The 14,976-nt window shown below is 39.8% G+C and carries 13 protein-coding genes and 1 tRNA gene; 5 read left to right on the top strand and 9 right to left on the bottom strand.

Features of this window, described 5'->3' with window-relative positions; genetic code table 11:
* Window positions 1-11: 11 nt before the first annotated feature.
* The 8 genes from mraY to AC1M9E_RS01190 all read right to left on the bottom strand — a co-directional run bounded on the left by mraY (window position 12) and on the right by AC1M9E_RS01190 (window position 9,569).
* A complete protein-coding gene (gene mraY, locus AC1M9E_RS01225) occupies window positions 12-1,130 on the bottom strand; it encodes a phospho-N-acetylmuramoyl-pentapeptide-transferase (RefSeq protein ID WP_488224954.1) in 1,119 nt (372 codons plus the stop codon).
* A complete protein-coding gene (locus AC1M9E_RS01220; RefSeq protein ID WP_488224953.1) occupies window positions 1,131-2,534 on the bottom strand; it encodes a UDP-N-acetylmuramoyl-tripeptide--D-alanyl-D-alanine ligase in 1,404 nt (467 codons plus the stop codon).
* 9 nt (window positions 2,535-2,543) lie between these two features.
* Window positions 2,544-4,040, bottom strand: coding sequence for a UDP-N-acetylmuramoyl-L-alanyl-D-glutamate--2,6-diaminopimelate ligase (locus AC1M9E_RS01215; protein WP_488224952.1), 1,497 nt, complete (start codon window positions 4,038-4,040; stop codon window positions 2,544-2,546).
* Between the two features lie 7 nt (window positions 4,041-4,047).
* Window positions 4,048-5,877, bottom strand: a complete 1,830-nt coding sequence (ftsI, locus tag AC1M9E_RS01210) for a penicillin-binding protein PBP3 (protein WP_035263956.1) — start codon at window positions 5,875-5,877, stop codon at window positions 4,048-4,050.
* A 9-nt stretch (window positions 5,878-5,886) separates the two neighbouring features.
* Entirely contained in the window at window positions 5,887-6,231 is a 345-nt protein-coding gene (gene ftsL, locus AC1M9E_RS01205; protein WP_092767285.1) for a cell division protein FtsL, read from the bottom strand.
* Window positions 6,231-7,154 carry a 16S rRNA (cytosine(1402)-N(4))-methyltransferase RsmH gene (gene rsmH / locus AC1M9E_RS01200; RefSeq protein ID WP_481591473.1) on the bottom strand — a complete coding sequence of 308 codons (924 nt, stop codon included), beginning with the start codon at window positions 7,152-7,154 and terminating at the stop codon, window positions 6,231-6,233. The genes ftsL and rsmH overlap by 1 nt, the downstream gene beginning before the upstream one ends.
* Window positions 7,155-7,338: 184 nt before the next feature.
* Complete coding sequence (locus AC1M9E_RS01195) at window positions 7,339-8,355, bottom strand: sulfate ABC transporter substrate-binding protein (protein ID WP_481589159.1); 1,017 nt, start codon at window positions 8,353-8,355, stop codon at window positions 7,339-7,341.
* A gap of 239 nt (window positions 8,356-8,594) precedes the next feature.
* On the bottom strand, window positions 8,595-9,569 hold the full coding sequence (locus tag AC1M9E_RS01190; RefSeq protein WP_488225191.1) for a sulfate ABC transporter substrate-binding protein: 975 nt from the start codon (window positions 9,567-9,569) through the stop codon (window positions 8,595-8,597).
* A gap of 404 nt (window positions 9,570-9,973) precedes the next feature.
* On the opposite strand from AC1M9E_RS01190, the gene AC1M9E_RS01185 reads away from it, so the two are divergent.
* From AC1M9E_RS01185 to AC1M9E_RS01165, 5 genes are all read left to right on the top strand, one after another.
* Window positions 9,974-10,288, top strand: coding sequence for a hypothetical protein (locus AC1M9E_RS01185; RefSeq protein WP_092767291.1), 315 nt, complete (start codon window positions 9,974-9,976; stop codon window positions 10,286-10,288).
* 127 nt (window positions 10,289-10,415) lie between these two features.
* On the top strand, window positions 10,416-11,924 hold the full coding sequence (gene gltX, locus AC1M9E_RS01180; RefSeq protein ID WP_481589160.1) for a glutamate--tRNA ligase: 1,509 nt from the start codon (window positions 10,416-10,418) through the stop codon (window positions 11,922-11,924).
* A 114-nt stretch (window positions 11,925-12,038) separates the two neighbouring features.
* Window positions 12,039-12,114: transfer RNA gene (locus AC1M9E_RS01175), tRNA-Glu, on the top strand.
* A 105-nt stretch (window positions 12,115-12,219) separates the two neighbouring features.
* Window positions 12,220-12,561, top strand: coding sequence for a zinc-ribbon domain-containing protein (locus tag AC1M9E_RS01170; protein ID WP_035263946.1), 342 nt, complete (start codon window positions 12,220-12,222; stop codon window positions 12,559-12,561).
* Between the two features lie 158 nt (window positions 12,562-12,719).
* The gene (locus AC1M9E_RS01165) at window positions 12,720-13,025 is read left to right on the top strand and encodes an SEL1-like repeat protein (RefSeq protein ID WP_051586493.1); all 306 of its coding nucleotides are present in this window, start codon (window positions 12,720-12,722) and stop codon (window positions 13,023-13,025) included.
* A 52-nt stretch (window positions 13,026-13,077) separates the two neighbouring features.
* Here the strand turns inward: AC1M9E_RS01165 and ettA are convergent, their stop codons facing one another.
* Window positions 13,078-14,739: an energy-dependent translational throttle protein EttA gene (gene ettA / locus AC1M9E_RS01160; RefSeq protein WP_035263944.1), complete on the bottom strand. Its 1,662-nt coding sequence runs from the start codon at window positions 14,737-14,739 to the stop codon at window positions 13,078-13,080.
* Window positions 14,740-14,976 lie beyond the last annotated feature (237 nt).

The following is a 14,976-nucleotide window of genomic DNA, read 5'->3' as shown; positions in this document are numbered from 1 at the left end:
TTGATTCTTGCTTAGCGCAATTTTAAGGTCATTAGACCTAAAACTACTAGCATAATTGTGATAATCCAGAAACGGATGACCACCTGTGTTTCACGCCATCCTTTCTTTTCATAGTGATGATGTAACGGCGCCATAAGGAAAACACGTTTATTTCGCATACGAAGCGAACCGATTTGTAAGAATACAGAGACTGCTTCGACTACAAATACACCCGCCATAATTGCAAATACAATTTCCTGACGTACCATCACCGCAATAGTTCCCAGCATCGCTCCAAGCGACAAGGCACCAATATCCCCCATAAATACTTGTGCAGGATGCGCGTTATACCAAAGGAATGCTAAACCTGCACCTATCATTGCAGCACAAATAACAACGAGTTCAGATGAGTATTTCACATAGGGAATATGTAAATAATTTGCAAAACGAACATCACCCGCCAAATAAGCAAACACTCCTAAGCCCGCCGCAACCAATACAATTGGCATTATTGCAAGGCCATCTAAACCGTCAGTTAGGTTAACAGCATTCGACGCACCATTAATCACTAAATAAGTGAATATAATAAAGCCGATCCCTAAAGGGATTACCGATAAAGGAATTGTAAGATCTTTAAAGAAAGGGATCAGCAAATCCAACATATTCGCAGTGTGTACAGGATTAGTTTGCTGAGTCGCAATTACGTAGAGTGATATCCCTGCACCTAGAGAAGCGACAGATGTCCAAAAAAACTTCTTACGTGCTGGCAAACCTGCATTGTCTTTATAACGGATTTTAATCCAGTCATCCGCCCAACCTACGGCACCAAATATCACCATCACGCCAAGCACAATCCAAACATAAGGGTTTAAAAGGTCTGCCCAAAGTAAAGTTGAAATCCCAATAGAAAGCAAAATAAGGAGACCACCCATGGTTGGTGTTCCCATTTTTTTGGCATGGTTTTCCGGAGCGAAAGAACTTACCGCTTGGCCATATTTTAAAGCTTGTAACTTACGGATCATGACAGGACCAAGGACTAGACCTATCGTGAGTGCTGTCAAGACACTGAGCAGCGCACGTAATGTTAAATAACGAACCACTTGGAACGAGCTGTGATAGCCGGAAAGTTGTTCAAATAACCATAACAGCATTTAGAGTTTCTCCATCAAATCTGCCATCAACGTTTCCATATGGGTATAACGAGAACCTTTGAATAAGAAACTCATTTTTTGCGGTTGATGTGTTTCGATTAGACTAATTAAAAATGGTAGAGCTTGCTCTTGATTGAGGAAAGCTTGTAACTTTTTCCCGTACTGAGTACTACGTGCGCCTTCCTGTGTTGCTGGTGCAAACTCACCGACAGCAACAACAAAGTTGAGTCCGCGAATCGAAACCAAATCTCGCCCGAGTAAATAATGTTGTTGAGCAGCAGTCGGACCTAACTCACCAATATCCCCAATCACCATGACACGAATACCTTCTTGCTGTGCAAGCACTTCACCCGCTGCACGCATCGAAGTGGGATTGGCATTGTATGTATCATCGATAAATAAAAAATCATTTTTTTGAATAAAATTCAAACGTCCCTTTGCACCCACAGCTTGTTCTAAACCCGTGACAATATCATCCAAGCTGATATTTAATGACAATGCAAAAGCAGCAGCAGCCAAAGCATTTTGAACATTATGCTCACCAGCAAAAGGTAAATCCACGGGTTGGACACCTACAGGCGTATGTAATTTAAATTGAGCACTCTGTGGATTCAGCTGAATATCTGAAGCATAGACATCGCCACCTTCTCCAAAACTTAAGGTTTTTGTTGTTTTTACACTTTGACGGATCTGGTCTATATAATCATCAGCTGCTGGCACGATCGAAGTTTCTGAAACATGACCATAGATTTCAGATTTAGCTTTACAAATTCCGTCACGCCCACCGAACTCACCAAGATGAGCCGTACCAATATTAATAATACCCGCAACATGAGGTTGAACGAGCTTCGAGGTATAGTCAATTTCTCCTTGATGACTTGCTCCAAGCTCCATCACTGCATATTCATGATCTGGTCGAAGCTCTAATAGCATCATAGGCACACCCAGATCATTATTGAGATTACCTCGCGTGATCAATGTCGGTGCTTTGCGAGCAAGAATACTTCCAAGCATTTCTTTAGTGGTGGTTTTGCCGCTACTACCAGTTAGTGCAATAACTTTTAATTGCGCATGTTGAGCGCGACGAAATGCACCAAGCATACCTAAAGCTAATCTCGTATCTATTACCACCAACTGACAAATATCGATATCTAAAGGTCGCTCAACAATCGCAATCTTACAGCCTTTTTCAGCCACTTGTTGAACAAAGTCATGCGCATCAAAACGCTCACCTTTCAGCGCTAAAAAAGCATCCCCCGACTCCGCATGACGTGAGTCTGTCAAAATACGCTTTACTTCTCCAGTCGGTTTTTTATCATTCAACCAATACCCTTGAGTAGCAGCAACTAGATCAGACAAAGTCCATGGGACAAGTGTCGCAGTACTTGTAGTAGATGTGTGCATAATGATTCCTTAGTCTGCTGGATAAGATGCTGGCTCAATCGCATGCTGACCCTTAATGGCTGCTTGGACTTCTACCACATCATCAAACCAATGACGGACACCATCAATCTCTTGATAATTTTCGTGGCCTTTGCCTGCAATCACAACAATGTCACCTGCTTTTGCTGTTTTCACTACAAACTTAATCGCTTCACGACGATCATGAATTTCATGAACCTCTCTGTTCAAAAATTCAATTCCAGCCTTCATGTCAGCAAAAATTTGTTCTGGGTTTTCAGTACGTGGATTATCTGAGGTGAGCAATACAACATCTGCATAATCTAAAGCAGCCTGTGTCATTAATGGTCGTTTACCGCGATCACGATCACCACCACACCCAAACACAGCCCATAATTGCTGTGAAATATGACGTTTTAATGTTTGAAGAACCTGAATTAATGCATCAGGAGTGTGGGCATAATCCACGACAAACAAACGATCTCGATCACGCAACACTTGCATACGCCCTGGCGCGCCTTTTAACTGAGGAACTAAAGCGACTAACTGAGATAAATCTAAACCCGCCTGTTCAACAGAGATTAAGCTCGCAACCACATTTTCAATATTAAAATGACCCAATAACGGACTCTGCACTAAATAGCTTTGGGACTTGGTCACCAATTTAAAATGAACACCGTCTAAACTATATTGAATCTCTTCAACACGGTAATCCGCGGGTTGAGTAGTGGAGTAAGTTAAAATTTTAGGTTTTGCTGGATTTTGCTCCGCCGCTTTGAGCATGATATTTGCGTAAGCATCATCGATATTGATAATTGCAACTTTAAGACTCTCAAACTGAAATAAGCGTGATTTTGCCTCAGCATAGGCCTCTAAAGTCTTGTGATAATCCAAATGATCTCGACTTAAATTACTGTAAGCAGCAACTTCAATTGGCGTTCCATTGAGACGCCCCTGTTCAAGACCATGGGAGCTGGCTTCAATAGCAGCAAACTTAGCCCCCTGCTGAGCATAAGTATGCAATTGATTTTGCATATGCAACGCATCTAACGTGGTATGTGTAGATGCTTCAATGTGAGGTAAAATCCCATTCCCTGTCGTCCCCATCACCGCGCATGGGTGTTTGCTTAACACCAATAGCTCTGCAACAAGCCTTGAAATGGTCGTTTTACCATTGGTTCCCGTGACAGCCAATACTCGAAGTGGATTTACTGGCTGTGTCTGTTGCAAATAATCTTTCTGCCATTGTCCCATGAGCATACGCACATTCGGAACGATCAAACTTGGCGTTAAACCTAAATCTTGTTCTGAAATAATAGCCAAAGCACCAAGATCCAGTGCCTTCTGTGCATATTCTGCAGTTTTTTCAGGTTGAGAAAGACTGGTCAAAGCAATAAACACTTGTCCCGCTTCAACTTTACGACTATCTAATTGGAAGCCATTAAATGCTTGTTGCATCCATTCTGCTGGATGATCTACAGCGTAGATTTGTTGAAATGTAATCGACATTCATCACCTATGGAATGGATTTTGGAGTATCTAAGGGTTTATCCAATGGTACGTTTAACAGTCTCAGCGACTCCTGCATTACTTTTGCGAAAACAGGTGCTGAGACAGTACCACCGTAATATGTGCCTTTTGGATTTTCGACCACGACGACCATCGCCAAACGTGGATCACTTACAGGTGCAACACCTGCAAATAAAGCTCGATATTCATTGGTCGAATAACCTTTACGGTCAGCACGTAATTTGTGTGCTGTACCCGTTTTACCTGCAACGCGATAACCTGGTATTTGAGCACGAGTCGCTGTACCGCCTGGTAATGTTGCTGTCTCCATCATTAACAAGACTTGATCCGCAATTTTAGGATCAATCATTTGTTCACCTTGAGGAGCTTCATCCAGCTTGTACAAACTTAAAGGAACTTTCTTCCCTTTGTTTGCCAGCATGGCATAAGCATCTGCCAATTGTAGTACCGTGGCATTAAGACCATATCCATACGACATGGTTGCAACTTCTGAAATATTCCATTTACTTGGCGGTAAGATCAGACCTGGGCTTTCACCAGGGAATTTGACAGCCGAACGCTGTCCAAAACCAAGACGCTTATAGAACGTTGGTAAAGTCGGATAAGGCAAAGATAAGGCAATTTTCGCTACACCCACGTTGGAGGATTTTTGAATAATGCCACCTAAAGTAAGCGCTCCATAATTATGCGTATCACGAATTGTATGATTACCGACACGCATCGACCCTGGCGTGGTATTAACGACTGAGTTTGCAGTGTACTTACCACTTTCAAGCGCCATCGCCACCGTTAATGGTTTCATCGTCGAACCTGGTTCAAACGAGTCAACTGCACCGCGATTTCGCATTGCATCTTTATTGGATAAACTTTTTTTATCATTCGGGTTATACGACGGCCAACTGGTCATCGCTAGAATTTCACCGGTTTTGACATCGACCGCAATTGCTGTAGCAGAACGTGCATTATTTGCTACACCTACCGCGGTAAGCTCTCGATACATAATGTATTGCAGTCGAGAGTCAATACTCAGTGTAATATTTTCCCCAGCTTCAACTTCTTTAATAACTTCTGGAACTTGAACACGGTTACCATGCTTATCACGTACAATTTTCTGTTCGCCATTGACCCCTGCAAGCCGCTTATTCAGCTGCATCTCCAAACCTTCAATCCCTGTTCCCTCGGTATTGGTTAAACCAATGATTTGAGAGTTGGGTTGTGGTTGTGGGTAATAACGTTTATATGATTTTTCAGAATATACGCCAGCAAAATTGCGTTGTGCTAACAGAGCCGCTTGAGCAGGTGGTACTTCTTTTTTCAATACTAAATAACGTGAACGAGCTCGATCTTGAACACGCTTTTTGAGGTCAGCTCGATCCAGCCCAACTGCATCTGCTAGCTCATCTAAATTCAGGTTTTCCTGTGGTAACTGATTTTTTAATTTTCGACTGGTTGGATTCTTTTTTAACTCTTCAGTAATTTCATCAAAAGTTGCTTTAGTTTCAAAATAATGTTGAGGATCAATCACCACCTTCATAATTGGTGTACTAATTGCCAAGGGAACGCCATTACGGTCGCTAATAACCCCTCGCATCGCACTTAATTTTTCAGTACGTAAAATTTTTGCGTTAGCTTTATTTTGCAAAAAGTCTTTATTCACAATTTGAACATAAAAGGCACGTGCAACCAATACCACAAAAAATGTCAGGACTAAGCCCCACATTAAATAGAAACGCCACATATCTACAGCAACGGTTCTTTTCTGTGTAATTGGCTGCTGTTTTTTACGTGTTTGTTTTGTTTTGCTTTTATCAACCATTCAGCGTGCCTATTGATTTTTCGCGGTTTCAGCAGGAAGTGAAATCACCACAGTCTGTGATGTTGGTGGTGAATACATACGTAATTGTGTCACTGCACGTGTCCCAATCTGTGCAGTCGCTCCAAATGTCTGTTGCTCAATAAGTAGACGACCCCATTCAGCATTAATGTCTTCAAGCTCACGCATATGCGTATTGAATTCACGAAAATCTTGACGATAAGAATAGACCTGATAGACCACCATAAATGCGCTCACCATGACCATAGCGGTTAAAACGCTATAGATCAGTATTTTTTTACGCACCAAGGTCGTTGCTACCAGTTCCTGTTGTTCTACGTCTTTTTCCTTTTTCATTATTCGCCTTTAAAATTTATTCGCTCTGCAACTCGCAACCAAGCACTTCTAGAACGCGGATTTTGTTTCACTTCTTCTTCACTTGCACGTACGCGATCAATTTTTTTCAAACGACGAGTTTCTTTAGGTTTCTGAGGTAAGCCCCAACCATCATCCTCAGCTAAAGTCGACTCTTTTTGAATAAATTGTTTAATAATTCGATCTTCTAAGGAATGGAAACTGATGACCGCTAATCGACCTCCATTATGAAGCATATCCAGTGCTTCAGGTAAAAAAGCATGCACATCTTCTAATTCTTTATTGATTTCAATTCGAATTGCTTGGAATGTACGTGTCGCAGCATGCTTATTTTTTTCCCATTTCGGATGGGCAACTTTTACAATTTCAGCCAATTGACCTGTAGTCTCAATATAACCTGCTGCTTTAATCGCTTTCGCAATGCGGCGGCTATATCGTTCTTCACCATACTGAAAAATAATATTCGCTAAATGCTCTTCATCAACTTCAACCAACCATTGCGCTGCAGTTAAGCCTTGAGAGTTGTCCATTCGCATATCCAGTGGACCGTCTTTCATAAAGCTGAAACCACGTTCGGCCTGATCAAGTTGTGGTGATGACACACCTAAATCTGCCATAACACCATCGACAGTTTCAACACCGCGTTGATTTAAGGCTGTTTTAATATCTGCAAAACTTGCATGAATAATGGTAAATCTTGGATCTTCTTGTTCTAACTGAGCAGCCACAGCCAAAGCCTGCGGATCTTTATCAAATGCATAGACACGAGAATGTTCATCTAATTTGGACAAGAGAAGTCGAGTATGACCTCCTCGACCAAAGGTGCCATCTACATAAATCCCTGTATTACGCCCACCCAATAGGGCATCTACAGTTTCATGAAGTAATACAGAAATATGCGACATAATAACGTTTCAGAACATCTAAAAATTTAACTGCACATTATTACCTTGTTTTAATAAAGCTCCAAACGACTTTTTGTAGGTAAATTTTACTTTCTATAGGCAAAACCGTTTCATTCACTGGAATGTTCAAATAAAAAAGCCTCACTTGGAGGCTTTTTTATTAATTTTCAATTACTTCAGTATATTAACGACGACTGTTATAAATCTGATCAAAAATCGCACCATTCACAAAATGTGCTTGTTGTGCTTTTGCCCAACCACCGAAAACCTCATCAATGGTGAATGTTTTTAACTTAGGAAATTGTTTTGAGTATTTTGCTAACACTTCAGCATTACGCGGACGATAGAAATGCTTAGCAGCCATCTCCTGACCTAATGGTGAATATAAATAGTTGATATAGCCAGTTGCCAACCATTTATTGCCATTTTTATCTACAGTACGATCAACGATGGCAACAGAAGGCTCTGTCAAAATAGAAATAGATGGATAAACAATATCAAACTGATCTTTGCCCAAGGCTTTTTGAGTGACCAGTGCTTCATTTTCCCAAGTGAGCAACACATCGCCAATTTTACGCTCAGCAAATGTCGTCATAGAAGCGCGCGCCGCAGAGTCCATCACTTTGACGTTATGGTACATCTTGCCAACAAAGTCTTTTGCTTTCGCTTCATTACCACCTGGTTGTTTGAGTGCATAACCCCAAGCTGATAAATATACCCAGCGTGGTAGTCCACCTGTTTTAGGGTTTGGTGTGATGATTTCTACACCCGGCTTAACAAGATCTTGCCAATCCTGAATTTTTTTAGGGTTACCTTTACGCACCATAAAAACAATGGTTGATGTATAAGGTGCAGAGTTATAAGGGAACTCTTTTTGCCATCCTTTATTGATTTGACCCGATTTCACGATCTCTTCAATATCATTTGCCAAAGCCAAAGTGACAACGTCGCCTTTCAAGCCATCAACCACAGAGCGTGCTTGTTTACCTGAGCCACCATGAGATTGTTTAAAGTTGACTTTCACTCCAGTTCTTGACTGCCAATATTGACCAAATGACTGATTAAACTCATCATAAAATTCACGAGTCGCATCATAAGATACATTCAGGAAATCACGTTGTGCTGCTTGAGAAGATACGCTGAACGATAAACCTGTTGCGAGTAAGCCCGCTGTAAGCAAGGCTTTAAATTGAGTTTTCATAGTCAAAAAATCTAGATATACATAATTAATCTAAATATATGAAATAAAATCATATTCATCAATTTAATTTGGACATGTGATTTACGTTATATTGCTACCATTTTTCTTTCAAGATTATGAATTAATTCATAAATCATCTTAAATACAGTCTATATTCAAATATATAGTATTTTATGGATTTCTTATAATTAAAAATGGATAGCATATCGCGATCCATTCACATAAGTTCTAAAAATAGATTATTTTTCTGCTGAAATTTGGTCGTAAATAGCGCCATTTACAAAGTGCGTTTGCTGCGCTTTCGCCCAACCACCAAATACTTTATCGATGGTAAATAATTGTATCTTTGGAAATTTAGTACTGTATTTAGCTGCGATTTTTTCATTACGTGGTCGAAAATTATGTTTAGCAGCTAATTCCTGCCCCAAAGGTGAATACAGATAGTTAAGATATCCTTTTGCGAGATTACGATTCCCATTTCTATCTACGGTTTTATCTACGATGGCAACAGAAGGCTCAGCTAGAATTGAAATGGATGGATAAATAATTTCAAATTTATCTTGCCCCAAACCTTGCGTCGCTAAGAGCGCTTCATTTTCCCAAGACAGTAAAACATCACCAATTCCACGTTCAGCAAAAGTCGTGAGTGATCCACGGGCTCCTGAATCTAACACTTTGACATTTTTGTATAATCGTTTGACTAACTCACGAGCTTTGGCATCATTTCCGGCAGGCTGTTTAAGTGCATAGCCCCATGCAGATAAATAAATCCATCGTGGCGCACCACCTGTTTTTGGGTTCGGGGTAATGATCTCAACACCTGGTTTGACTAAATCATTCCAGTCTTTGATATTTTTTGGATTGCCCTTTTTTACTAAAAAAACAATGGTAGATGTATAGGGTGCTGAATTATTGGGAAATTCTTTTTGCCAATTTTTATTGATATAACCTGCTTTTACAATTTCTTCAATATCATTTGCAAGTGCCAAGGTCACAACATCTGCTTGTAATCCTGTTGCTACAGCACGTGCTTGTTTCCCAGATCCACCATGAGATTGCTTAAATTGCACGTCTTGACCAGTACGTTTTTTCCAAAACTCACCGAAACTTTGGTTATATTCTTGATAAAATTCGCGAGTAGGATCATAAGAAACATTTAAAAATGATGTATTCGCCTGTGCAGTCATACTGAACAACAATGCCCCAATACTCATTGGGCCCAATAATTTATTGAAAAAGTGCTTATTCATTAAAATCTCTTTTTTATTACATTTATGATTGCACTATATTTTTTATTTACTTCAGTCACAATGTATTCAATAGACGAATTAAATCATTGTAAATATCTAAATTTTATATACATTTTCTTCATATAAATTGCATTTTTATCACTTATACTCTCTTTAAAATTTACCGCATAACATCATATCTTCACCAAATCTCCATATTTTATTGATAAAAAGAGGCAAAATTTATTTCAGCTACAGGTTGAGTAACTTAAGGATTGTTGAATAACAAATTGTAAGAAAGTGTGATGCATTTGTACTTTTGTGAATTTTATGTTTAAAATGTAAACCTAATTACTCTTACAATAAATTCAAAATAGGGGAAAATTGAAATGAATTTGTGCTATTTACAAGCGTTAAGCTTAACTTTATGTGTTTTTGGTATGAGCCAGACACATGCAGCAGCGTTACAAAATCCTGCTAAATCACTACAAAACTCTAGTGTTGCTGAAAAGTCTTTAACACCTATCGAACGCGCATTGACTCAACAAAAGCGTGAACGTGCTGAGAACAAACCTTCTTCAGAGATGGATCAGATTAAAGTGATCACCTCTATTAAGAATGCTCCAACGCAAAACTTTCTAGCATCGCAACACCAACAGTTTTCGCGTTTTTTACAAAGTTTATTTCCTCAGCACACATCTTAAGCACCATTTTTCTCAATCTCCCCAATTGAGCCAAATTTAGCCCAGTCCGATTTAATGAATTAATCATTAAGCCACTGGGCTTTTTGCTATAATAAAACCAATTTTTATTTGATAACTTTTTCTGGCTATGACAGTTCGTACTCGTATTGCACCATCTCCTACAGGTTTCCCCCATGTAGGTACTGCTTATATCGCATTATTTAACCTATGCTTTGCTCAACAGCATGGCGGTGAATTTATCTTACGTATTGAAGATACAGACCAACTCCGTTCAACACCTGAATCAGAAAAAATGATTCTCGATTCATTGCGCTGGTTAGGTTTAAATTGGTCAGAAGGTCCAGATGTGGGTGGCCCTCATGCGCCATATCGTCAATCTGAACGTATGGATATTTATAAAAAATATGCGTTAGAACTGGTTGAAAAAGGTCATGCATTCTATTGTTTTGCCACTGCTGAAGAATTAGATCAAATGCGTGCAGAACAACAAGCACGTGGTGAATCTCCTCGTTATGATGGTCGTGGTCTAAAACATACGCCAGAAGAAGTTGAAAGACGTTTAGCGGCTGGCGAACCGCATGTTATTCGCATGAAAGTACCTGAAGAAGGGATTTGTAAATTTAATGACTTACTGCGTGGTGAAGTAGAAATCCCATGGGCACAAGTTGATATGCAAATTCTGCTGAAAACCGATGGCCTACCAACTTACCACTTAGCAAACGTTGTTGATGACCATTTAATGGAAATCACTCACGTGATTCGTGGTGAAGAATGGATTCCATCTGCTCCTAAACACCAATTGCTTTATCAATATTTTGGTTGGGAAATGCCAGTGCTTTGCCACATGCCACTTTTACGTAACCCTGATAAGTCAAAACTATCTAAACGTAAAAACCCAACTTCAATCAATTACTACAAAGATATCGGTGTATTACCAGAAGCATTATTAAACTATTTGGGTCGTATGGGTTGGTCAATGCCAGATGAACGCGAAAAGTTCAATTTGGCTGAGATGATCGAGAATTTTGACATCCAACGTGTATCGCTTGGGGGTCCAATTTTCGATGTAGAAAAACTCAATTGGTTAAACGGTCAATGGATCAAAGCACTTAGCCCTGCTGAGCTTTTAGACACTTTATTGGCGTGGAAGGCAGATCGTGCCAAGTTAGAAGAAATTGCGGCTGCAATCCAACCACGTATTAACCTATTGTCTGAAGCTGTGAATTGGTCAGCACATTATTTTAATCACTTCCCTACACTGTCTAAAGCACAATTCGAAAGTAAAAAGTTATCTGAAGAGCAAGTTCGTCAAAGCCTACAATTTGCAATTTGGCGCTTAGAAAGCTTATTTACTTGGAATAATGACACTGTTAGCCAAACGCTAATGGATTTAGCTGCACAAATGGAAATTAAATTACGTGACTTTATGCCTGCGTTCTTTATTGCCATTGCGGGTTCTACTGCTTCAACGCCAGTGATGCAAACCATGGTGACCATTGGTCCTGACTTGACTTTTGCTCGCTTGCGTCATGCACTCGAAATCGTTGGCGGTCCAAGTAAAAAAGAGCTTAAAGTGTGGGAAAAATTGAATGAAAGCTTAAAATTGCCGAAAAATGACGCAGTTGATGAAGCTTAATTAATTTTTTTATTGACGCATGAGTGTTATATCCCTAATATAGCGCTCACACAGATTGAGCACTTAGCTTGATACCTAGATTGCTTTTATAGCATTGACTGTGTTGCCTCATAAGTCCCTATCGTCTAGAGGCCTAGGACATCGCCCTTTCACGGCGGTAACCGGGGTTCGAATCCCCGTAGGGACGCCAAATTCTAAAAAACCACTGACCTCGATCAGTGGTTTTTTTTCATCTATACATTTTTGATTTTAGTTTCGATGTTATAGAATTAAGCAAAAGAAATACGGAGCACTCATGCAGTACCAATGCCCTAAATGTCAAAGTCGTAAAATTCTTCCTTTAGCAAGTGCAAATGCACCTGCTGTACGACCAAATGTTCCTAAAAGCTTAATTATCCTCGTACCCACTCTATTTTTACTCCTATTATTGGTCATTATTAGCGTTGTACTGATGATTTTTAGCAATGGTGCTGGCGAGACACTTCAAATTGCAACTGTGATCGTATTTTTAATTGCAGTGATTGCAGGTGTGATGTTCTGGAAAGATTTACCAGATTTCAAAATTTCGATGCAAGCCTTCATGCAATCTCAAAAGAAATGGAAATGTCGTGAATGTAATCACGAATGGGAAAATTAATTGTTTATTTTCATCAGTCCTAAAAGCTCATTTGAGCTTTTAGGACTTAAAATTAAATAAATTTAAATTTTATATATGAGTAGTAGACAAAACCTTCAAAAGAGCATAATTTAATGAAATAGATCTCATTTTTGCATGGATAAGCAAGGAGAACCATAATGATAATAAAACTATTTCAATCACTATTCTTTGATCTAAAACGTACTCGAACGGCTAATTTATCCAATCTCGAGCCATCCACATCCTTAAACCCTCGAAATCAAATGTGGTTATACCTACGTGATGCATTACGTGGGAATGCTGAAGCACAATATCAATTAGGTCTGAGTTACTTAAATGGTGAACTAGGTTTGGATCGAAATTATCAAATTGCTGAAAAATGGCTGAACCAATCAGCGAATGCTGGAAATGAAAATGCAAAAAGAACTCTACTTCAAGCTTATAGTCTTTTAGCATTTTCATAAAATTAATTCATAAAAAAACCAGCCTGAAGGCTGGTTTTTTTATTAGATGGAATTAACCACCAATTTTGCGATATTTTTGGCGCTTAGCCACTAGATCATCGCCATCGCGTTTACGACGGTATTCTTCGAACTCAGCATAGTTTCCTGTGAAGAATTCTGGTGTTTCACCTTCGAATGACAAGATGTGCGTTGCAATACGGTCTAGGAACCAACGGTCATGCGAGATGACCATTACAGTACCTGGGAATACTAAAATTGCATCCTCAAGCGCACGTAAAGTTTCGATATCCAAGTCGTTCGATGGTTCATCGAGAAGGATAACGTTTGCGCCCATTTGTAGAATTTTCGCAAGTTGTAAACGGTTACGCTCACCACCTGACAATTGACCTACACGCTTCTGCTGATCTTGGCCTTTAAAGTTAAAACGACCAATATATGCACGTGATGCGATTTCATATTCACCAATACGTAAGATATCTAAACCGCCAGAAACTTCTTCCCAAACCGTTTTATTGTTATCTAAGGTGTCACGAATCTGACCCACGTAAGCCACTTTAACTGACTCACCTAGCGTTACCGTACCTGTATCAGGTTGTAATTCACCTGTCATCATACGGAATAGTGTGGTTTTACCCGCACCGTTCTCACCCACGATACCCACGATCGCACAAGGTGGAACAACAAAAGATAAATCTTTGTAAAGTGTACGATCACCAAACGATTTGCTGATACCTTCAACTTCCACAACCTTGTTCCCTAGACGTGGACCAGGTGGAATGTAGATTTCAGACGTTTCGTTACGTTGTTGGAATTCACGAGAGTTAAGCTCTTCAAAGCGTTCCATACGTGCTTTATTTTTCTTTTGCTGACCTTTTGCATTAGAACGAACCCATTCAAGTTCTTTTTTCAATGCTTTAGCAAAAGATTCTTCTTGCTTCTGTTCTTGCTCTAAGCGGGCATTTTTCTGCTCTAACCAAGAAGAATAATTACCTTGATAAGGGATACCCATACCACGGTCAAGCTCAAGAATCCACTCAGCAACGTTATCCAAGAAATAACGGTCATGCGTAATCGCAACGATTGTACCAGGGAAGTCTTTTAAGAAACGTTCCAACCATGAAACAGATGATGCATCCAAATGGTTCGTCGGTTCGTCAAGAAGCAACATGTCTGGTTTAGACAAGAGCAAACGGCAAAGTGCCACACGACGGCGCTCACCACCTGACAATTTAGTAACATCAGCATCCCAAGCTGGCAAGTTTAACGCTGCCGCTGCTTGTTCAAGCTGGTTATTTAAGTTATGCGCATCCCAAGTTTGAATAATTGCTTCAAGCTTTTCTTGCTCTTTTGCAAGTGCATCAAAGTCGGCATCTTCAGCTGCATATTCAGCGAAAACTTCATCAAGACGAGCTAATGCATCAAGTGCTTCACGAACGCCATCTTCAACGTTGCCACGCACGTCTTTTGTTTCATCTAATGGCGGCTCTTGCTCAAGGTAGCCGATCTTGATACCTGGTTGTGCACGAGCTTCACCAGAGAAATCTTTATCTACGCCAGCCATAATACGAAGCAAGGTAGATTTACCTGCACCGTTTAAACCAAGAACACCAATTTTAGCGCCTGGGAAAAATGATAAAGAGATGTCTTTAAGGATTTCGCGCTTAGGCGGAACCATCTTAGAGACACGGTTCATCGTGTAAATATATTGGGCCACGTAGGACTCCTCTATAAAAAAAACAAAATCCGCTGTAAATACAAATCGCGGACAAATAATTAGGGAGCATTATACGATGAATACGATAAAAACATAAGCCATACGCCCGAACTTGCAAGGAATGTTACAAGTTTATTTTTTCATCAAACTTACCATTCAAAGTGCACAAGAATATGGCTTTTAAATGAGCAACATATGAGAATTTTAGATAACTTTTTCAATATTTTATAAATTTTA

It is taken from the genome of Acinetobacter sp. 24-47-47 (genome assembly GCF_057737035.1).
This window is presented reverse-complemented; position numbering and strand designations above follow the sequence as displayed.